We start from the raw sequence: 20,169 nt of genomic DNA, 5'->3' as shown, positions 1-20,169 counted from the left end.
ATCATTCCACCTGGCTCATTCCGAATGGATTTCGTCAAACTCGACAACGAAGAACTGCTACGCCTCTCCCTGGACGCCATGAATAACGGCCGCGATGCGGATTCGGTGATCATGCTCAAGACCCTGCTGGAACGTGAGCCCGGCAATGTCTATGCCCAATACCTCCTGGCGGCCCAGCATGCCCAGTTGGGCATGATGGACCGTGCGGAGGAGGAGTTCCGCAAGACCGTGGAGATCGCGCCGGAGCTGGTGTCCGCCCGTTTCCAACTGGGGCAATTGCTCTTGCTCAAGGGGGAACTCAACGAAGCCAGACAGGTGCTGAACCCGCTGACCGTGATGCACGATGCGCTTGGCGCCTATGCCCGGGGGCTCTGCGCGGCTGGCGATGAGGACGTGGCGGCTTCCGTGCGCGAACTCGAACAAGGCATGGCGCTGCCCCAGCCGATTCCGGCGCTTGCACTGGACATGAAAAACCTGCGTGATCGTCTGCTTGGGTCGCAATCCAACTCAGCCACCCAGGAACTGCTCGTCGAGGAAGAACCGGCCATCGTCCCGCGATTCCTGGGCGCCTATCAAGGGCAGGGCAGGCACTGATGGCGGTGGACCCGCCAGGTCCCACCTCGCAATTGCTTGCCGCCTTGCGCGGCGAAATGGTGCGGAAAGTCGAGCGTACGGGCAACCCGCGGAAGGCGGGCAAAGCCCGCACCGTGGCGCTTGGCCATGATCGGCAGGCGTTGCGCAATGAATTGACTGAAATCGCCCGGCAGGCCGACCTGGCCGATGAAGGGAGCCAGCGCATGGCGCGTCGCCGGATGGTGCGCGCGATGTTGCTGTGGGAGTTCGGCCCGGAGCTTCGCGAGCATGCCGAATGGCGGCCCATGCTTGAAGCGATAACCCAGGCGCTTGAAGGCAGCCCACTACACCTGGCGGCTTTTTCCCTGCTTATCGACAAATTGAGAAAGCAAGACTGATGAGTGATGATAGGCCAGAAAAATAGTGATGTGCATCACAAATAAAGACATTCGTGGTTAAATATTTATGGTCAGGCGGCTTTTCATCTGATAGATAGTTCATGTCGTGAACGCTGTGTGAATGTCGGCGTTTGCCTCAAGTCCCGAGGGGGGATTCGATGCCTCGGGCCACATCACAGGGAAGTCAGGCGTAACTGGAGGTACGTTTGTGTTTAAGGAAGTAGGGGTACGTGCTGCGCGTCTTCGCGGCTACTGGGAATCCGATCCGGGGAACGTGGAACTGGCCTGTGAATTGGTCGACGAATTGCTCGCGGAAGGCCAAGTCGACGAGGCGGAACTGGTACTGGAAAGCGCGGTAAAAAGTGCTGGCTTGTCGGAAGCGATGCGCTTCCGGCAATGCAGGATCGCACTGCTGCGGGGCGATTACGCGGTGGCTGAGCATCACCTGCAAGAGTTATTGCAGGGCGGTCAGGATGGTTTGTCGTTACGGCACGACTTGGCGTTTGCGCAACTTTGCCAACGGCGTCCGCAGCAGGCATTGGAGACACTTTTGCCCACGCGCGGGCACTGGGCCGCCGTACCCGAACTCGGCGTGCTGCATGCGCGGGTCTTGTTGATGTGCGAAGACTACGACGGCGCGGTCGAGGCGCTTGATGTAGTGCTTGCCACGCATCCGCAGGCCGCCTCGGCCATGGGCGTCAAAGCCCTGGCCCTGCTCGATGGTGATCGCCTCTTGGAGGCGCGGGTGGCCGCGGATGCGTGCTTGGCGTTGTATCCCGAGCAACACGAGGCATTACTGGTGTCGGGTACGCTTTCGCTGTGGCGGCAAGATACCGCTGCCGCCTCGGCGGCCTATCGGGCGACATTGCAGCGTCATCCGAACTCGGGACGCGTGCTGTCGGGTTACGGGCAAGTGCTCATGTCGCAGAACCGCGTTGATGATGCCCGGCCGGTGTTCGAGGCCGCGGTCAAGGCGATGCCGGATCACATCGGTACCTGGCATGCGCTGGCTTGGGCGCAGTTGCTACAGGGAGACCAGCTTGCCGCGGAGGCTTCCTATCACGCCGCTTATGATCTGGATCGCAACTTTGGTGATACCCATGGCGGACTGGCCTTGATCGCGGCACTCCGTGGTGATGAAGCCAAAGCCGAGCAAGAAATCAAACGCGCCTTGCGCCTGGATCCAAACGCGATGACCGCACGTTACGCGGAAGCGCTGATACGCGAGTCGCGGGGCGATCAGGAAGGCAGCAACGCAATCATCGCCGATATAGTGCACGCTGCGGGAAGCCGGATGCAGGCAAGCGAATTCGCTCGGCGGCTCAAGACGTTACTCAACGCCCATACCGCCTAGAAGCCCCATGGATAGCGACTTCGCAGTTCGCCTCATGACCGAGGCTTTACTTGCCGCCATCAAGATCGCGGCCCCCATTCTGATTGCGACCCTGGCGGTGGGGTTATTGATCTCGATCATCCAGGTGGTCACGCAGATTCAGGAAATGACGCTGACCTTCGTGCCAAAGATCATCGTGGTTGCGTTGATGCTGATCTTTTTCGGTAGCTGGATGCTATCGATCGCGATTCAATTGGCCCGGCGCATGTTCGAAGTCGCGGGGAGCATGTGATGGAAGCGCTCGGCAACCTTGCGATGTTGGTCGTTCTTGCCTTCGTCCGATATGTGCCTGCGGTCGTGCTCCCGGCAATGTCGCCACTGGCATGGGCGCCGGCATTGGTGCGCATCGTGTTGGCATTGGCGCTGGCCTGGCTCACCGTGTTGTCCATGCCCAAGCTGCCGATGGTCTGGCAGGGGGGCAATGTGGTCGGCTGGATGGCGGCGATTGTCCATGAGCTGATAATTGGCATGGTATTCGGGATGGTCGTGATGCTGCCGAAGGCCGCATTGCACATGAGTGGCTGGTTGCTGGACATGCAGGCGGGCCTCGGTGCGGCGGCGTTGTTCCAGCCAGGCGGGCAAAGCGACATGCAGTCGCTGCTGGGTACCGCATTGACTTTGCTGGGTACCGTGATCTTCTTCGTGCTCGACCTGCACGTCGAGCTTTACCGCGCTCTGGTTGCCAGCACTCATGTCCTGCCGGTGGGAGGTAATGGCGCGGGCTGGCAGCTGCAAGGATTCATGGCCTTGCTGGGGAAAAGTTTCCTGCTGGCCGTGCTGGTAGTCGCGCCGGTCATGCTTGGCCTGTTCGTGGTGGATGTCGGCGTGGCCTATACCAGCCGGTCGATGCCGCAGGCCAACGTCTACTTCCTTGCTCTGCCGTTGAAGGTTGCCGTGGCCATGCTGCTGTTTGCCGCGACCATGCCTTTCATACCCGCCCTGCTTGGACGTTTATTTGGCGATGCCTTGGGCCGGATTCCGGAAATTTTGGGGGGCTAGGGTGCAAAAGGGCGACCAGGACAAGACCGAGCAACCAACTCCATATCGTTTGCAGGAGGCGCGCAAGCGTGGCGAAGTGGCGAAGAGTCCGGACATGGTGGGCGCGGTGGTGATGATCACCTTTGCCGCCATCATGGCGCTGAGCGTCGTGGACATCGCTCGTGTACTGGCGCGCTCCACTGGCCGCATGATCGAGTTGGCCGGGGACGCGCCACGGCTCGACCGCGCGTTGCTGGCCTGGAGCGCGCAACTATATTCCCCGTTGTGGCAGGCATTCATGCCTTTGATTATCGGCCTGATCGTGGCCGGGGTGCTGGGAAACGTACTCCAGACCGGGCCGATGTTTACCACGCATCCACTCAAGCCCGATTTCAAACGCATGCATCCAATGCAGGTCGTTCGGCGCGTGTTCTCGTTCCGAACGGTTTGGGAGTTAGGCAAGTTGACTGCCAAGGCGGTCCTGTTGCTCGGGCTCTGCGCGTTTTTCGTGTCCGAAGCGGGTGTGTTGATCGAATCCGTCACCATGGTTGCGCCACCCGAAATTGGGCAGGTATGGCTGAAGGCGTTCGCCAAGACGTCATTGTATGTGGTGGGCTTGCTGTCACTCGTCGCCTTGGCCGATTTGTTGTTCGCGCGCCGGGAATTCATGAAAAAGATGCGCATGAGCCGTCGTGAGCTCAAGGACGAGATCAAGCGACGCGATGGCGACCCGAGCGTCAAGAGCAAACAGAAACAATTGCTGCGTGATCTGCTGAAGAAGACCAAGGCGCTTGGGCGCGTGCGGGAAGCCGACGTGATTCTCGCCAACCCCACCCATGTTGCGGTGGCGCTGCGTTACCGGCCGGGAGAAACCGTGGCGCCGGTGGTAATCGCCAAAGGCGCTGGGTTGTTGAGTGCGCGTATCCGGGAGCGCGCGGTAAAACACCGCGTGCCAATCGTACGTAATCCACCATTGGCGCGTGCCCTGTACAAGGAATGCCAGATCGATGAAATGATCCCGTATGCGCGCTATGCGCCGCTGGTGCCGGTTTATCGTGAATTGTGGGCCTCATTACCGGGAGGCATGCCGAGGCGATGAAAGCGCTATGGGATCAATTATGGGGTAGCAAGCGCGATCTTGCGCTGATCGCGCTGGTATTGGGTGTGCTCGTCGTGCTGTTCGTTCCGACGCCCTCGCCCTTGCTCGACTTGCTGCTGGTGCTGAATATCACCTTGGCTCTGCTGATTCTGCTGGTGACTTTTTTCACCGAGACACCACTCAAGTTCTCGACCTTTCCCACCATACTTCTGTTGGCAACCCTGCTGCGCCTGTCCCTGAATGTCTCGGCCACACGTTTGATCCTGAATGGCGCCGATGCCGGGCGGGTAATCAATGCGATTGGCGAGTTCGTCATTGGCGGCAACTACGTCGTTGGCGTGGTGGTGTTCTTGATCCTGGTGGTGGTGCAGTACATCGTCGTGACCAGCGGCGCGCAGCGCGTGGCCGAAGTCGCCGCGCGATTCATTCTGGACAGCATGCCCGGCAAGCAGATGAGCATCGATGCCGATATGAACATGGGCCTCATCGATCAGCACGAGGCCAGACAACGACGTGCCTTGATCGAGAAGGAAGCGAATTTCTACGGCGCCATGGATGGCGCCACAAAGTTCGTGAAGGGCGATGCAATTGCCGGTATCGTGATTATCCTCGTCAATATCATCGGTGGTCTGTCCATCGGCATCGTGCAAATGGGCATGTCGTGGGGCGAAGCGGTTCAGCGCTTTACCCTGCTGACCATTGGTGATGGCATCGTCACCCAGATTCCATCGCTGATAATCGCGACGGCGACTGGCATCATCATTACCCGTGCCGCCGCCGATGCACACCTGGGCTCTGAAATTCCAAAACAGGTCGCGGGCAACCCGAAGTCGCTCGCGATCGTCGGATTGATGTTGTTGGTGATGCTGGCGATGCCCGGCTTTCCGAAATGGCCAGTGCTGCTGGCATTCGCCATGGTGGCTGGGTTGGTCTGGTTCATCATGCGTAAACCTGTCGATGCCAGCAGTCATGGTGAGCAGGCGAATGGTGAAAATGCTATCGCGGCACCCGAGTCGGATGAAATACAGCAGGCCCTGCGTGTCGAACCTGTGGAAATTCGGCTGGGGACGAACTTGGCGCAGACATTCATCGGCGCTGGAAGCGATCTGCCGGACCGTATCAACAATTTGCGCAAGCAATTGGCCCAGGACCTGGGGTTTGTGCTGCCCAAGGTACAAACGCGACCACAGTCCGGGCTGCCCGCGGATGGATATGAGATCCACTTCCAAGGTTCGCTGGTCGGTAAGGGCGAATTGCGAGTGGAGCAGGTGATGGCGATCGACCCGGGCGGCGCGCGCGTCAAGCTGGAGGGTGAAAAAACCCAGGATCCGACATATGGTCTCCCGGCGCAATGGATATCGGCGGACCTGCGCCAGTTTGCCCGTAATGCGGGTTATACCCTGGTCGATCCCGATACCGTCCTCATGACGCACCTGAGCGAGCTGGTGAAGCGGCAATCGGCGGATTTGCTGACGCGGGCGGATACCGAACAGGTACTGCAACGTTTGCGGGGGCGTCACGATAGCCTGATTGACGACCTGATTCCCAATGTCCTGAGTTATTCCGAAGTTCAGAGAGTGTTGCAGTTACTGCTTCGGGAGCAAGTCAGTATCCGGCATATCGAGGCCATCCTCGAAGTCCTGGTTGATGTCGGTCGCACCACCAAGATTCCCGAGGAACTCGCCGAGCGCACGCGTGAACGCCTGGGGCCGATGATCTGCCAACCGTTGAGAGACGCGCAAGGGGAATTGCAGGTACTTACCCTCGCGCCCGATGTCGAACGAGCTTTGCTCGGCAATATTCGTGTGGAGGGACGCTCCATGCTTTTCGACGACGTGACACAGCTCGATGGGTTCATGAAGAACCTTGGCAGGCAAGTGGAGGCAATGATGGGCAAGAATCTGGCCCCCATTCTTCTATGTCCGTCACCACTGCGCAGATCGTTGCGTGGCTTGCTGCATCGCTCGATGCCTTATGTGTCAGTGCTCTCGGTGACTGAAGTTCCCCCCAATTTCTCAGTGCGCGCCTTCGCCACGGTTCATGGCCTGTGAGGTAATCCAATGTCAGATCCCATACTGCAAGCCGTGACGCGCAGCCTAGGACAGGACGTGAGGTTGCTGAACACGATAAGCAATAACGTCGCCAATATGCACACCCCTGGATATCGACGCACGCAGGCCATTCCGGATTTCGCGGTGGCGGGTGGGCTGAAGAAGCATGTCGATGGACGGGAGGGCGCCTTGGCGCAAACCGCCCGCCCGCTGGATTTCGCGTTGCGTGGAAACGGCTATTTCACGCTCATGCGCGGTAATGAGCGGATGCTGACCAGAGCGGGCGCGTTCTCGGTGGATCGTGAAGGCATGCTGGTCAACGCCCAAGGGGACCGTGTGCTGGGCGATGGCGGCCCCATCGAGGTACCCCCGGGCCAGGTTAGCGTGGACGGGCGTGGGGAGCTTTCCGTGGATGGGCGGCCTTTTGCGCAATTGTCAATCGTCGATATCGCCAAGCCGGAACGCCTGATCTCGGCGGGTCTCAATCGTTATCGGTATGACGGTGCCGAGAATCCGTGGGGCGGCGCGGTGGTTCAAGGGGCGCTTGAGCAATCGAATGTGGATGCCGCGGATGAAATGGTGCAGCTGATGCAGGCCACCAGGCATGTGGAATCCATGCAACGGGTAATTTCTATTTACGACAAAGTACTGGATACCGGGATCAATCGGTTGGGTGATGGTCAATAAATGACGGAGGGGGTATAGATGGATGCCATGCACATCGCGGCAACAGGTCTGCGTAGCGAGCAGAAACAGATCGAAGTGATCTCCAACAATGTGGCGAACATGCAAACGCCGGGCTTCAAGCGGGGGCGGGTGAATTTCGTCGATGTCGCGGCCGCTGCCTCGCCTTCGGTGAAGGTGGTCGAATCGAGGGGGAATGGTACGCGCGTCGCCTCCACGTCCACTTTGTTTTCGAACGGAGAAATGCGAATGACGCAGAATCCGTTGGATGTCGCCATAGAAGGCCCCGGGTTCTTCGAGCTCGATGATGGCATGGGGGAGCTTGCATATACGCGCGCCGGGCAGTTTCGTCTGGATGCGGAAGGGTATTTGGTGACGGCCGGCGGGTTGCGACTGGCTAATGGATTCCAGGTGCCGCTGGGTGCTTCCGGTCTCAGGATTTCAGCCAATGGCGGAGTCACCGCGCAACTGCCGGGAGAGGTTGGGGACAGTTTTCTAGGGACCATCGAATTGGCGATATTCGCCGCTCCGGAGGCATTGCAATCCCAAGGCGGCAATCTATTCCGTCCCACGGCGCTCGCCGGCACGGCGATCTACCTGAAACCAGGCGATCCAGGAAGTGGCCGGCTCCATCAGGGGTACGTCGAGCTTGCCAATGTCGAATTGATCGAGGAAATGTCCGCGCTGGTGCTGGCGCAACGTGCCTACCAGATGAACGCGCGCGTCCTCCAAGCCGCCGATCAGGTCATGGACACCATAAACAACCTGAGGAGATGATTCATGGCTCACTCCTTCATCCTCGGGGTCATGTTGATCGCCAGCCTGGGCCAGCAGACTGTTGAGGGAAAATACGTCGCCGCTGAAGTACAGCGCGCGATCGAGCAAGCATTGCTTGACCAGGGTAGCCGTGCCATGGTCCAGGTGGAAGCGAACATCCGTGACCAGAGCGTTCCAACGGGGGAGCTTTCGGTTGTGACGACCATACCGGCCGGCCGATTCCCGCGCACGCGGATGTCCATTTCCGCCCGGATACTGGTCGATGGCAAGCCGGTGCGCAGTCTGTGGGTATCTGCCACATTCAACGAACCGCAGCAGGCTTATGTCTATGCGCGTCACTATGCGACTGGACATTTGGCCGAGCATGTCCAATGGCTGCCACGGACGATCAACGCCACTTGTTGCAGCGGACCTTTCCTGACCGATGCCAAGGCGCTCCGGGGCTTGCGTCTGAAGCACATGGTGCCGCCAGGAAAGCCGGTGGTTCGTGGGGATTTCGAAACCATTCCACCCGTGCGGGTGGGGGACGTGGTCGACATCGAAGTGGCGAATGGCGCTGTCGAGTTGAATGTGAAGGGGCGGGCATTGGCCGATGGCCAAAGTGGAGAACTGGTGAGCGTACTGGCGGCTGGCGCGGCCAAGCCTATGAAAGCACGGGTCACGGGGCCGGGAAAGGTGAGTGTCAATGGACGGAATTGATAAATTCGCGGTGTTTCTTGGGTTGTTGTGGATAACCGCCGCTACTGCTCCCCCGTCGGTTGCTCAGGAAAGCCTGATCAATCCCAATGCCTATCGTGGTTTGGCGGCTGACCAACGCGCCTACCGCGTGGGTGACGTGATCACGATACTGGTAATGGAAGCCACCAAGGCGAAATCGCAGGCAATGACCGATGCTTCCAGCGATTTGAGTATGCGCGCGGGTTTGAAATCGCCTTCCACTTCCTACGATGCCAAGCTTGGCGTTGGGGGCGGCAATCGTGGAGGCGCGCAAACCACGCGCATCGGGGAGCTGAATACCCAGATATCGGTCATGGTGACGGGGGTCGCTCTCGATGGCGCCCTGTCCGTGGCGGGCGAGCACAACTTGACCGTGAATGGAGAGCGGCAACGCATACGCTTGAGCGGAATGGTGCGCCCGCAAGACGTATCGGCCGATAACACCGTCTTGTCCAGTCGCCTTGCCAACGCCAACCTGGAGCTCGTGGGCAAGGGCGTGGTCAGCGAGTCGCAACGGCAAAGTATTTTCTATCGCCTTTTCAAGTGGCTGAGGTTGATGTGATGAGATGCGTATTGGCGAGTTTGTTCGTGCTTCTCGCGCTCAGTGGCGGCGCATTGGCCAATGAGGTGAAGATCAAGGACGTCGCGCGCGTGGCGGGGGTGCGCGACAACGCATTGACCGGGTACGGGCTGGTGTTTGGCTTGTCTGGCTCGGGTGATTCCACGCGGAATCGCGCGACGGTGCAGTCGGTTGCCAATACGCTGCGTAGTTTCGGGGTGAACGTGGATCAGGGGCAGGTCGCGAGCCGGAACGTCGCGGCGGTGATTGTGACGGCCAGGCTTCCCGCATTCGCCGAACCCGGGCAGCCTTTGGACGTTTTGGTTTCCTCCGCCGGCGATGCCCGGAGCCTCAATGGCGGCACCTTGATGCTGACTCCGCTTTATGGCCCGGATGGGCGACTTTATGCCATGGCGCAAGGCGCCATTTCTGTTGGCGGTTTTCAGTTCGAAGGTATGATGGCGTCGGTACGGAAGAACCATCCTACAGTTGGTTGGATCCCGGCGGGTGCGATGGTGGAGCAGAGCTCGCCGCTGCGCGTGGCGGGTGATGGCCGTTCACTGAGCATATTGTTGAACGAGCCGGATTTCACCAATGCCGGGCGGATTGCCGATGTCATTCGTGGTTCCGAGCCGGGGGCGACTGTTCGCGCGGAGCATGCCGGCAAGGTCACTGTGTCCTATGCGCTCCCACCGGGGAGCTTGGTGGCGGAGATCGCGAGAATAGAGAATCTGATGGTGCATCAGGATCGTAAAGCCCGGGTCGTGATCAACGAACGCACGGGCACCATCGTGGCCGGCGGCGATATTCGCGTAGGGCAGGTGGCGGTGTCGCATGGTGATCTGCGCGTCGAGATCAAGAACGAGCTGGATGTTTCACAGCCGGCTGGTATTTATTACCGCCCTTCTGGGGCGATTGGCACGGTGGTCATGCCGCGTACCGATATATCGGTCAAGGAGCGGGAAGCGGGAAGCATACGGATTCGCGAGGGCGCCACGGTGGCGGATTTGGTCGCATCGTTGCGCGCAATCAAGCTGAGTACGCGCGACGTCATCGCGGTACTGCAATCGGTCAAGGCCGCGGGCGCGCTGGATGGCGAGTTGCTGGTTCAGTAAAGGGGAGAAAGATGGAAAGTTCAGTTGAAGCCGTGAGGCTGGCACTATCGATTGAAGAAATGCGAAGCCGGACGGCAAGCAAGAACATCGCACGGTCCAGCAATCCGAACGCAAGAGCAATGCGGGTCGCATTCCCGAAGGCCGAGTTTCTTCTGCGTATGCTCAGCACCTCGCCGCGGAAATTCGATGATATCGATATCCGCAAGGTGGAGGCGCGGGTCAGGGCGATGGCGGGAACCGCTTCCGATGAGCCCATTCTCGTGGATAGGGAAATCGGCGACATGGTGTCGGCCAATATGAGCTATCAAACTTTGACCGAAGCGCTTAGTCGGAAATTCGGCTTGATGCGCCTGGCCATCACCGGGAGAAATTGAAGATGCCCGTTGAATCGATTCTTGAGACATCCCGGGCCGCCATGGCCTACGAGCGTGCGCGCATGGAGGTGGCGAGCCGCAATATCGCCAGTACCAATGTGCCCTTGGCGCCCGGGCAAGTCGCTCAGCGTTGGAAAGCGCCATTGGCCGATGGCATGCACTTCGATTCGGTGGTGCTGCGGCAGTCCGCGCAATCAATGGAGCAAGTGGGTGTCCGCGAGATCCAGCAGCCAGGGCATCCGTATGCCGACGAGGCGGGGCAAGTGCGCTACCCGGATGTGGATATGACCATTGAGATGACCACCATGATAAGCGCGAGTCGTGGTTACGAGGCCAATGTGCGCGCCTTCAACCTGCTGCGCGGCATGATGCTGCGTGGCCTCGAAATAGGAGCGAAATGATGGTAATCGAAGCATTGGCCGCAGTTTCTCCGCTGGCGCCGGGCGCGATGGCTGGCATGGATGCGGCGTCCCGTCCGCCCGCGAATGATTTCGGGGCGTCCCTGGGCGCGGGTCTGACGCGCGTGGATCAGAGCGTGACGCTGGCCAATGACCAGCTCAAGGCGCTTGCGGCGGGCAAGAACCTGGCCATCCACGATGTGATGATCACCATGGAGCAGGCACGCTTGGAGCTGATGCTGGCTACCGAAGTACGCAACAAACTGGTCGAGTCGTACCAGGAATTGATGCGCATGCAACTCTGACTTTGGATCGAAATGGATATCAAGCAGTTCTACACATCGCTGGAAGCCAAATCCCGCAGGTACCTCCTGTTGGGCGTGGGTAGTGTCCTGTTGCTGACGTTGGTCGCGTTCTGGTGGTTGCTGCGGCCCGACCAGCAGCTTCTCTTCGGGAATCTGAGAGAACGGGATGCGGCCGAAATCACGCAATCGCTTACCGAGTGGAAAATTCCTTACGTCATGAGCGATGGCGGGCGTTCGATCAAAGTTGCGGCCGACAAGGTATATGACACGCGTATGCGCCTGGTTGCCGCCGGGGTGCCTAAAGGCGGCCATGCCGGTTTCGAGCTATTCGACAATGCGGACTTCGGGGTGACGGAATTCGCACAACGCGTCAATTTCCAGCGGGCGTTGCAGGGAGAAATCGAGCGAACCATATCGTCTCTGCCGGGCGTTGAGAACGCCAGGGTTCATTTGACGATACGTAAACCCGGCCTGTTCGTGGGAGACAAGGAATCCTCGAAAGCGTCCGTGGCCTTGGCGATGAACCCGGGCATGAGCCTTGAAGCCCAACAGCTCGATGGCATCAAGAGCCTGGTGGCGGCCGCCGTGGAGGGGTTGTCTCCCGCCCAGGTATCGGTGATCGATACCAATGGTCGCCTGCTTGCCGCGGCACGGCTCGATGACGGGGTTTCCCCGGCTGCGTTAATTTCCGACGAGGCGTCCCGCCTGGAGGCATCGGTGCAGGCGAAGGTGGAGCACGTTCTTTCCCAGTTTCTCGTGCCGGATCAGTACCGGGTGTCCGTCGATGCAACGCTCGACATGGACGCCTTGCATGAAGTCCGGGACACCCCGGTGCGGGACGGCAATGCCAGCAACGATCTCATGCAGCGCCAGCGTGTGAGTTCGACCAACACCCAGGGGCAAAATGGGCATACCGAGTCGGAAACCGAGTTCGCACTGGCGAGAACCCGTACCGAACTCTCAAGGCAACCGGGGCGTATTCAACGCATGACCATTGCGGTGGCGTTGGGATCGGATGCGTCGGGTGTCGATTTGAAAGGCATTCGCCAACTCGTATATGCCGCGGCCGGGTTGAGCGATGAACGCGGTGATCGCCTCGAAATATTTCGTGCTCATGCGCCGCCTTCCATGGCGGTGAAGCCTGCAAGCGCGGCGGCTGGTCCGGTGGTTCCTTCAGGGGCGGTTCGCAGCCGCGGCCCTTGGCTTCTCTGGTCGTTGTTTGCGATGGGCGGACTGATATTGATCATGATGGTCATGGCGATCCGTGGGCGCCGCACGCCACGTCGGCTGACTGCGAACGAGCGTGACCAGGTGCTGTCGAAGGTCAGGGACTGGTTACGTGAAGGGAATCCAACGGTATGAATTACCAGGGCGAGCGGAAAGCGGCTTTATTACTGGCATCGTTGCACCGTCGGGATCGCGGACGAATCATGGCGGCCCTTCCGGTGGCGACGGCAAGGCGCCTGGCGCTGCTGGTTCGGCAGGTCGAGCCGTTGGCGCTTCCTTTGGAAGAGGTAATGTCGGAACTGGAGGGCGATGCGGGTGCTTCGGCCGTGTCCTCCCCGGAATCGCCGTCGCTCATGGAAATGGGTTTGCTGGCCAAGCGTCTGCCCGCCGAGTGGTTCGCGCGCGTGTCGCTGATATGGGGCATAGACAAGACTTTTCTGCTGGAATTGCTTGAGCCCGATTACGCGCGGGCGGTTGAGCGTGCGTGGCCGGCCAGCCCGACGCTGCCAAACCGGGTTGCGCGGTCGCTCAAGTATGCGGTATCGGAGTATTTGTCTCGATTGGAGGTGAACGGGTGATTCAGCGCGTCCGCACGGGAACTTCGGGTATTCGGGCACTCGGTGTTGCATTGGCCCCCGGCCTTGCGGCGTCCAAGGCTGTTCCGGATGGGGAGGAAACGGAAGCCGCCTGTGTGTTAAATGAGTCCGAAGAGGAAACGAAGCGGATCTTCGATGAAGCGAGACAAGAGGGGTTCAAACAGGGGATGGCGGATGCCGAGGCGCGTATCCATCGGGAAGTCGAGATGGCGGAGCAAGCGTTGATCAAGAAGCACGAGCAACGTGGCCTGAAATTGGAAGAAACCCTGGGCAGGATGGATAAACTGCTTTCAAGCATGCAGGACACGCTGGCGCAACGGGAATCTTTGCTTGACGCGGAGGTTGCCGATCTTGCCTATGCGGCGGTTTGTCGTCTGCTTGGCACTTGGCAGGCCGACGGGCGGCTCATCGTGAAACTGTGCGAGGCGGTCGTGGCGGAATATCGCCATCGGCCGGCCATTCTTCGCGTCAATACCAATGATCTTCCATTGGTGGCCGATCTACGGAGGCAGGAGCTACGGATCGAGGGGGATCCCGCGCTTCCGCCAGGGTGCTGCCGCATGGAGGGGCCGGCCGGCGACTACGAGACCAGTATGGAATTCCGTCTTCAATCGCTCAAGGAAGCGTTGAAGGCGGGGGGGGAGGCCGCCTCTTGAGCATGAATACCAGGGCTGCCCGTTTGATGGAAAGCGTCAAGACCGCCCGGATGGGACGGCATCTTGGTCGTATACGTAGCTTCAACGGCCTGGTGGTGGAATCGGCGGGTCCCGAGGCCCGTGTCGGGGAAATATGCGAGATATACAGTGAGCGAGGCGCGCCTCCGGTTCAGGCCGAGGTAATGGGATTCAAGCATCAACACCTTCTCCTGATGCCGCATGGCCATGTCGGCGGGATATCGACCGATAGTTTCATCCATGCGACTGGCAAGCCGGTGAGCGTTCCGGTAGGGAGTGCGATGTTGGGGCGCGTGGTCAATGCTTTCTGCACGCCTATTGATGGGCTGGGCGAAGTGCAGGCGGATGACCACTATCCGCTTTATCGTGAGCCCATCAATCCGCTACGGCGCGCACCGATCGAAAAGGCGCTGGAAACAGGTGTGCGTGCAATCGACACACTCCTCACCATGGGTGTTGGGCAGCGAATGGGGATTTTCGCCGGCAGCGGCGTTGGTAAAAGTACTTTGCTGGGCATGCTGGGCAGACAAGTGTCTTCCGACGTGACCGTCTTGGCACTCATCGGGGAGCGCGGCCGGGAAGTCGGGGAGTTTCTATCCCATTCACTGGGAGCCGAGGGGCTCAAACGGTCGGTGGTCGTCGTGGCGACATCGGATGAGCCGGCGGTCGTGCGCGCCCAGGCGACTCATGCCGCGCATGCCATTGCCGAGTTTTTCCGGGATCAGGGCAAGTCGGTGCTGCTGATCGTCGATTCAATGACGCGATTCGCGATGGCGCAGCGAGAAATCGGTCTCGCCATCGGGGAGCCGCCGACGTTTCGCGGTTATACCCCGTCGGTGTTCAGCCGCCTGCCGACGTTGCTGGAGCGCTGTGGACGTTTGGCGGAGGGCGGCGCCATCACGGGCATTTATAGCGTGCTCGTCGAAGGCGATGACATGAACGAGCCAGTGACCGACCACATGCGCGCGACTCTCGATGGACACATCATGCTTTCTCGGGAAATCGCCGCGCGCGGCCATCATCCCGCCATCGAGGTGCTGCATAGCACCAGCCGTGTCATGAGTCATGTCGCCAGCACATCGGAGGCGACACGGGCCAAGCGAGTGAAGAAACTACTTGCGACATTCGAAGCATCCCGGGATTTGATCGAGCTGGGCGCGTATCAGGCCGGGGTAAACCCCGAGTTGGATGATGCCGTTGCCAAGATGCCCGCCATCGAGCGCCTCCTGCGGCAGGCGCCGGAAGAGCGAACACCAAGAAGCGCCGCTCTCGATCAGCTCGCGGCGCTTGCGGATAACCAGGCGTCCGGCTCATGAATGGGCCGCGTCGCGGACTCTCGACACTGCTGCGCTGGCGTGAGTTCCAGGCCAGCGTCGCCGAAAGCCTGTTTCATCGCGAGTCCGCGGGGCTGGCGGATGCACGCAGTGAATTCGAGTCGAAATCGCAAGCGCTCATCCTGCTCCAGGAAAAGCGGCTCCAGTTGCATGAAAAGGGGCGGCTCGACATTGCGGTTCTGGAACAAATAGCTTTGATTGAGCAGAGCGCAGCGGACCTGCGTGCCGAGGCCCGGGCGCGATTTCACTCCGCCGAAGCGAGCACTGCGAGCGCTTTGAGCAGGCACGTGGAAGCCCGCGCGGCGAGCCGCGTGGTGAACCAGCGAAAGGTGAGAATCGACGGCGAGCTCAGGCAGTTCAATGAAAAGAGACTGTCCGACCAAATGTCGGATATGCGTGTGGCCAAGGAGTGGAATCATGATTGAAGTTTTCTTCCCGCAGGCTTTACCGCCGGAAACGGGATCTTCATTTCCACGTCATGCGACGCCCACGGGACCGGATTTCGGTCAATTGTTGAACAACGAATCGATGGCGAATGATCGGACAATGGCGGAAGTCGTCACGACGGGAAACCCGGTTGCGGTAGGCGAGACGCTCGAATTGCCAGTCACATTGCCAACCGTTGAGTTGCAAGTGATCTCGGCGTCGGGCCATTCCATGTCATTCGCGCTTCCCTGGCGGCTGATTGCCAATGGCGTCCTGTCACAGGTGTCGAATCATGCGGCTTATTCGTCTGGCGTCACCGTGAATGGCCCTGGCCAAGCTGTTGTCAGCAAGAGCGCGCCTTTGTCCACGCATCCCGCCCCCGCGGTGTCGATTGGACGCGCCTCCGAGCGCGTGACCGGCGAGAGGATATATCCCCTCGGCACGGCGAATACCAATGCCGCCACGCCCGACATTACCTCCAGCGAGGTGATCGATTGGCTCATGGAGGGGCAGGCAGGGAAATCCGGTGCCGAGTCGGAGTTGTGGCCGGCGCGTCTTTTGCGATTACTGATGCGCCCAGGTGACGCTGGCGAGGAACTCTGGATACGCGATTACCTGAGCAACGAACCCGAGCTCTCGCGGGTAGTGGACGAAGTACGCGCATTTCTGCGCCAGCATGGCCGAATGCTTGAGCGAGTGATCGTGAACGGTAAGTCGCTGTGGACTGGTGAAAACCGTTGGACAAGGAGGGAAGCACATGGAGATTGAGGGAATCGGCAACACGCAAAACGCGCAGGCTTCGACCCTTGCGAACAACAAGGCGATCAACCAGGAGGATTTCATCAGGCTGTTCCTGGCCCAGTTGCAGTTCCAGGACCCGCTCGAACCGGTCGACAATCGTGAATTCCTGGCGCAATTGGCGCAGTTTTCCTCCTTGGAGCAATTCCGCCAGACCAGCCAGAACACCACCGATCTGCTTTCCATGCAGGCCGCGACCCAGGCCGTGTCGCTTCTCAACAAGCAGGTGGAAGTGCAAGGCGTGGGGGCGCCAGTCAATGGGCAGGTCATTGCGGTTGCATTCACCACGACCGGCCCCGCATTAAGCGTGAAATCCCCGAATGGCAGTGTGCTGACCGGGATCAGGCTCTCGCAGATATCGATCGTCAAACCTTAACCAGTATTGGGAGAAAATCATGTTCCAGGCATTGTTCAATAGTTTGTCGGGTCTATTCAGTTTTTCGCGCAGCCTGAATACGGTCAGCGACAACATCTCCAACATGAATACTCCCGGCTTCCGGGGGAGCGATACTTTCTTTTCCAATATCGATGGAAATCGGGGCGCGCGTATTTCGGGGGAAGGGATGCGGACCCAGGCCGGGGATATCCGTCAAACCAGTAACCCGACGGATCTCGCGGTAAGCGGCGATGGGTATTTCGTGCTGAGAGACAAGGAGGGCAATCTCTACTACACGCGTGCCGGACAGTTCAGGTTTAATGGAGATGGAATCCTGACCGACAGCGTCAATGAATACCAGGTGATGGGTATCGACGCGGCGGGTAATCTGACGCCGGTCGATTACACTTCCTACCGCATGCTCCCGGCGTCGGCCACCACGGCTGTCAAGCTTACCGGGAACCTCGCGCCCGGGGCTGCCAATACCGTTACCAATGGCATTACGGTCTACGATGCCAATGGCACGGCACATACGCTCACGGTGAAATTCTCGAGCAAGACGAATAGTCCGCCCACCTTCGAGGCGGTCGTGACCGATGCGACGGGGGCGACGTTATCGACTTCCATCATTGCTTTCAATGTGGATGGCACGCCACAGGTGGGCTCGACCGAAATCGTGCTCAGCCCCGTATATGGAGGCACCACGCAGACGATCACGCTGAAGCTGGGCACGGCTGGCGCGCTGGATGGCCTTCGTTCGTTGATGGGAGTCGCGAATACCGTGACCAGCAAGATCGAAGACGGACATCCGGCCTTGGGCGTGACCGGCATGAAGTTCGATGACAAAGGTGTCCTGCAATTGACGTATTCGGGTGCGGAAAAGCGTCAAGGCCCTCAACTGGCGCTGGCGATATTCCCCAACGAAGGAGAGCTTCGCCTGTCCGGGGGGCGCCTTATTTCAGGAGCGACCGTGACGCAAAGGGAGTTCGGCAGGGCCGGAGAGGGGCGGTTCGGGCGGATTGCGGGCAACAGCCTGGAAATGTCGAACGTCAATCTCACCCAGGAGTTTGCGGACATGATCATCATTCAGCGCGGTTATCAGGCCAGCTCGCGCGTGATGACCGTAAGCAATGAGATGCTGGATCAGCTGTATAACAGCACCCGGGGTGGTTGATGGGCAGTGATGCGTTTGGCTGGTTGTCCCAACAGCAGTGGGTCGACCTCGAAAAGGCCATTGGTGATGGTATCGCGCGTTGGCACGATGAATGGGCGCCGGATATTCCATTCGACAAGAGCGCACTGAAACGGCTCCCTTCCATGCCCGATGCCAATTACGCGATGCATGGATACCGAACATCCGCCGGGCCGGCAAATCTATGGATTGGATTGACGGGGAAGGGGGTCGAAGACCTTGGGGCCTGGCTTTGTGGTGCGGCATCGCCTGATCCGACCGGGTTGGCCGGACATGTGGGAAGGGAGGCGTTCGATAGTCTGCTGGGAAACTGGGGATTTAATGAAAAGGCAAGACCGGCAGACCCGCCGGCTGATTTGACACGTTGCAAGGAGGCTTGGTTCGAATTCGGATTTTTCCCGCGGAACGCCTTTCTCCACTTGGATTCGGAAGGCGTGGCGCAGCTGCTGGGGCGCGGTTTATGTGCCGTGACCGCGACGCCATCGCTTGAGCCAATAGTCCATGCGGTTCAGGACGTCAACGTGCAGATGGTGGTCGAGCTTCCAATGGGGCTGATTGATCTCAGGGAAGGCATGAACCTGAAGGTAGGAGAAGTTTTCAAGACAGGAGCGGGCTTGGGGGAGGGGCTCCGGCTTGCGAATGAGACGGGGCGGCACCGTGCCGCGGGGGTTCTGACCGTGGTGGATGATGTCAAGGCGCTACGCATTACGCATTTTGAGGAATAAATATGGATGAATCGGAAAATATCATGAATTCAACTTCCCGGGAAGTCAAAGGGGCCGGGGCGCCGCGGGAAATGCGTATGGCTGATTTGGAACTTGTCGGTCATGTCAAAGTTGCGTTGTCCGCGCGGGTAGGCACCATCGATTTGCCGATACGGGAATTGTTCTCGATGAAGCAAGGCGACGTGTTGATGCTGAATGAGCGGGTGGATGCGCCAGTCGATTTGCTGCTTGATGGTCGTTTGGTCGCGCGTGGTGAATTGCTGGCGGTGGATGATCATTTCGGTATTCGGATTCTGGAGTTGGCGTGAGCGTCGCGATCTTCCTTCTTCCATCATCCCCGTCTGTATCGATTCCCTATCGCGAAGACGCGGGGATGGGATTGGTTGCGATACTTTGGCCGTTGTTGTTGGCCGCGATCTTGCTTTGCATGCTGTGGGGCGGGCTCAAGTTTGCGCAGCAGCGTGGATGGCTGTCGCGCTGGAGCGGAAAAGGCCTCGATCGGCAGATGGAAGCCCCGGTGATGAAAATCGTGGGGCGTCGAGCGTTGAGTCCCAAGACGACGCTTCATCTCGTCGATGTGGATGGGGGGCGTTTTATGATCGTCGAGTCGAATGTGTCGATACAGGTGAGTCGAACATTGCACGCCGTGGCCAGGGATGACGCCACATGAATAAGATATTGCTGATTGGGGTGGTTTTGACGCTGGGGTTCTCTTCAGCCGTATCGGCATCGGTTCCGGTGGACGTTCTGGGCGAGGCCGTGAAGCAGGACTATAGCGGGGCGATGAAGACGTTTGTCCTGCTCACGCTGCTTTCGATTCTCCCCGTTCTGATGATCTGTATCACTTCGTTTACCAGGATAGTGATCGTACTTGCGCTTCTGCGGCATGCCCTGGGGTTGCCGCAGACGCCACCCAATAGTGTGATCGTCGCGCTGGCGCTTTGCCTGACGTATTTCTCCATGGCTCCCGTGCTCGATACGGTAAACCAGAATGCGGTTTCTCCTTACCTGGAAGACAAGATCACCGCCAGGCAGGCAGTGGAAAGTGGGTCGGAACCCATCAGGTCTTTCATGATTCGGCAGACACGCGAATCGGATCTGCGCGCAGTGCTGGAGATGTCCAGGCAGGAGCCACCCAAGACGGCGGCGGACATCAAGTTCAGCGCACTGATTCCCGCCTTTCTGTTAAGCGAGCTGAAGGTGGCGTTTCAGATCGGCTTCGTGATATTTCTGCCCTTCCTGGTGATAGATCTGGTCGTGGCTGCAATATTGATGGGCCTGGGCATGATCATGGTGCCCCCAGCTTCATTCAGTCTGCCCATCAAGATTCTTTTGTTCGTGTTGATCGATGGCTGGGTGCTGGTTTCCAAGGCGCTGTTGAATAGCTATTGGACATGACG

27 protein-coding genes are annotated in these 20,169 nt (G+C 59.3%); all 27 read left to right on the top strand.

Annotated elements, in window-relative coordinates:
* Positions 1-24 precede the first annotated feature (24 nt).
* The 27 genes from EBB59_RS02635 (at position 25) to fliP (ending at position 20,167) form a co-directional block, all read left to right on the top strand.
* The gene (locus EBB59_RS02635; protein ID WP_122100601.1) at positions 25-594 is read left to right on the top strand and encodes a tetratricopeptide repeat protein; all 570 of its coding nucleotides are present in this window, start codon (positions 25-27) and stop codon (positions 592-594) included.
* A 5-nt stretch (positions 595-599) separates the two neighbouring features.
* The gene (locus EBB59_RS02630) at positions 600-971 is read left to right on the top strand and encodes a hypothetical protein (RefSeq protein WP_158601693.1); all 372 of its coding nucleotides are present in this window, start codon (positions 600-602) and stop codon (positions 969-971) included.
* Between the two features lie 208 nt (positions 972-1,179).
* A complete protein-coding gene (locus EBB59_RS02625) occupies positions 1,180-2,325 on the top strand; it encodes a tetratricopeptide repeat protein (protein WP_158601692.1) in 1,146 nt (381 codons plus the stop codon).
* A gap of 7 nt (positions 2,326-2,332) precedes the next feature.
* On the top strand, positions 2,333-2,596 hold the full coding sequence (gene fliQ, locus EBB59_RS02620) for a flagellar biosynthesis protein FliQ (RefSeq protein WP_122100598.1): 264 nt from the start codon (positions 2,333-2,335) through the stop codon (positions 2,594-2,596).
* Positions 2,596-3,363 (top strand): flagellar biosynthetic protein FliR, encoded by a 768-nt coding sequence (locus EBB59_RS02615; protein ID WP_122100597.1) that lies wholly within the window; start codon positions 2,596-2,598, stop codon positions 3,361-3,363. The genes fliQ and EBB59_RS02615 overlap by 1 nt, the downstream gene beginning before the upstream one ends.
* A 1-nt stretch (position 3,364) precedes the next feature.
* On the top strand, positions 3,365-4,441 hold the full coding sequence (locus EBB59_RS02610) for an EscU/YscU/HrcU family type III secretion system export apparatus switch protein (protein ID WP_122100596.1): 1,077 nt from the start codon (positions 3,365-3,367) through the stop codon (positions 4,439-4,441).
* A complete protein-coding gene (locus EBB59_RS02605; RefSeq protein ID WP_122100595.1) occupies positions 4,438-6,492 on the top strand; it encodes a flagellar biosynthesis protein FlhA in 2,055 nt (684 codons plus the stop codon). Before EBB59_RS02610 ends, EBB59_RS02605 begins: the two co-directional genes overlap by 4 nt.
* 9 nt (positions 6,493-6,501) lie before the next feature.
* Positions 6,502-7,179 carry a flagellar hook-basal body protein gene (locus EBB59_RS02600; RefSeq protein WP_122100594.1) on the top strand — a complete coding sequence of 226 codons (678 nt, stop codon included), beginning with the start codon at positions 6,502-6,504 and terminating at the stop codon, positions 7,177-7,179.
* Positions 7,180-7,197: 18 nt separating this feature from the next.
* Positions 7,198-7,953: a flagellar hook-basal body protein gene (locus EBB59_RS02595; RefSeq protein WP_122100593.1), complete on the top strand. Its 756-nt coding sequence runs from the start codon at positions 7,198-7,200 to the stop codon at positions 7,951-7,953.
* Between the two features lie 3 nt (positions 7,954-7,956).
* Positions 7,957-8,652, top strand: a complete 696-nt coding sequence (gene flgA / locus EBB59_RS02590; protein WP_122100592.1) for a flagellar basal body P-ring formation chaperone FlgA — start codon at positions 7,957-7,959, stop codon at positions 8,650-8,652.
* Positions 8,639-9,232, top strand: a complete 594-nt coding sequence (locus EBB59_RS02585) for a flagellar basal body L-ring protein FlgH (RefSeq protein WP_122100746.1) — start codon at positions 8,639-8,641, stop codon at positions 9,230-9,232. Before flgA ends, EBB59_RS02585 begins: the two co-directional genes overlap by 14 nt.
* An 11-nt stretch (positions 9,233-9,243) precedes the next feature.
* Positions 9,244-10,344 (top strand): flagellar basal body P-ring protein FlgI, encoded by a 1,101-nt coding sequence (locus EBB59_RS02580; protein WP_245978958.1) that lies wholly within the window; start codon positions 9,244-9,246, stop codon positions 10,342-10,344.
* Between the two features lie 11 nt (positions 10,345-10,355).
* Positions 10,356-10,718 carry a hypothetical protein gene (locus EBB59_RS02575; RefSeq protein WP_147455490.1) on the top strand — a complete coding sequence of 121 codons (363 nt, stop codon included), beginning with the start codon at positions 10,356-10,358 and terminating at the stop codon, positions 10,716-10,718.
* A 2-nt stretch (positions 10,719-10,720) separates the two neighbouring features.
* On the top strand, positions 10,721-11,119 hold the full coding sequence (locus EBB59_RS02570; RefSeq protein ID WP_122100589.1) for a flagellar basal body rod protein FlgC: 399 nt from the start codon (positions 10,721-10,723) through the stop codon (positions 11,117-11,119).
* Entirely contained in the window at positions 11,119-11,421 is a 303-nt protein-coding gene (fliE, locus tag EBB59_RS02565) for a flagellar hook-basal body complex protein FliE (protein ID WP_122100745.1), read from the top strand. The genes EBB59_RS02570 and fliE overlap by 1 nt, the downstream gene beginning before the upstream one ends.
* 12 nt (positions 11,422-11,433) lie before the next feature.
* Entirely contained in the window at positions 11,434-12,783 is a 1,350-nt protein-coding gene (gene fliF / locus EBB59_RS02560; RefSeq protein ID WP_122100588.1) for a flagellar basal-body MS-ring/collar protein FliF, read from the top strand.
* Positions 12,780-13,226, top strand: a complete 447-nt coding sequence (locus EBB59_RS02555) for a hypothetical protein (RefSeq protein WP_122100587.1) — start codon at positions 12,780-12,782, stop codon at positions 13,224-13,226. The genes fliF and EBB59_RS02555 overlap by 4 nt, the downstream gene beginning before the upstream one ends.
* Positions 13,223-13,900: a FliH/SctL family protein gene (locus EBB59_RS02550; protein WP_147455489.1), complete on the top strand. Its 678-nt coding sequence runs from the start codon at positions 13,223-13,225 to the stop codon at positions 13,898-13,900. The genes EBB59_RS02555 and EBB59_RS02550 overlap by 4 nt, the downstream gene beginning before the upstream one ends.
* 2 nt (positions 13,901-13,902) lie before the next feature.
* Positions 13,903-15,234, top strand: coding sequence for a FliI/YscN family ATPase (locus tag EBB59_RS02545; protein WP_245978979.1), 1,332 nt, complete (start codon positions 13,903-13,905; stop codon positions 15,232-15,234).
* Entirely contained in the window at positions 15,231-15,677 is a 447-nt protein-coding gene (locus EBB59_RS02540) for a hypothetical protein (RefSeq protein WP_122100585.1), read from the top strand. The genes EBB59_RS02545 and EBB59_RS02540 overlap by 4 nt, the downstream gene beginning before the upstream one ends.
* Positions 15,670-16,446 carry a hypothetical protein gene (locus EBB59_RS13395; protein WP_147455488.1) on the top strand — a complete coding sequence of 259 codons (777 nt, stop codon included), beginning with the start codon at positions 15,670-15,672 and terminating at the stop codon, positions 16,444-16,446. The genes EBB59_RS02540 and EBB59_RS13395 overlap by 8 nt, the downstream gene beginning before the upstream one ends.
* On the top strand, positions 16,436-16,852 hold the full coding sequence (locus EBB59_RS02530; protein ID WP_122100583.1) for a flagellar hook assembly protein FlgD: 417 nt from the start codon (positions 16,436-16,438) through the stop codon (positions 16,850-16,852). The genes EBB59_RS13395 and EBB59_RS02530 overlap by 11 nt, the downstream gene beginning before the upstream one ends.
* Positions 16,853-16,871: 19 nt before the next feature.
* Positions 16,872-18,026, top strand: a complete 1,155-nt coding sequence (gene flgF / locus EBB59_RS02525) for a flagellar basal-body rod protein FlgF (protein WP_122100582.1) — start codon at positions 16,872-16,874, stop codon at positions 18,024-18,026.
* Entirely contained in the window at positions 18,026-18,769 is a 744-nt protein-coding gene (locus tag EBB59_RS02520; protein WP_122100581.1) for a FliM/FliN family flagellar motor C-terminal domain-containing protein, read from the top strand. Before flgF ends, EBB59_RS02520 begins: the two co-directional genes overlap by 1 nt.
* A 2-nt stretch (positions 18,770-18,771) precedes the next feature.
* Positions 18,772-19,077, top strand: coding sequence for a FliM/FliN family flagellar motor switch protein (locus EBB59_RS02515; protein ID WP_122100580.1), 306 nt, complete (start codon positions 18,772-18,774; stop codon positions 19,075-19,077).
* The gene (locus EBB59_RS02510; RefSeq protein ID WP_147455487.1) at positions 19,074-19,439 is read left to right on the top strand and encodes a flagellar biosynthetic protein FliO; all 366 of its coding nucleotides are present in this window, start codon (positions 19,074-19,076) and stop codon (positions 19,437-19,439) included. The genes EBB59_RS02515 and EBB59_RS02510 overlap by 4 nt, the downstream gene beginning before the upstream one ends.
* Positions 19,436-20,167, top strand: coding sequence for a flagellar type III secretion system pore protein FliP (gene fliP, locus EBB59_RS02505; protein WP_122100578.1), 732 nt, complete (start codon positions 19,436-19,438; stop codon positions 20,165-20,167). Before EBB59_RS02510 ends, fliP begins: the two co-directional genes overlap by 4 nt.
* Positions 20,168-20,169: the final 2 nt, after the last annotated feature.

The sequence above is a fragment of the Solilutibacter pythonis genome, from assembly GCF_003697345.1.
In the GTDB taxonomy this organism is placed as follows: Bacteria; Pseudomonadota; Gammaproteobacteria; order Xanthomonadales; family Xanthomonadaceae; genus Solilutibacter; species Solilutibacter pythonis.
This window is presented reverse-complemented; position numbering and strand designations above follow the sequence as displayed.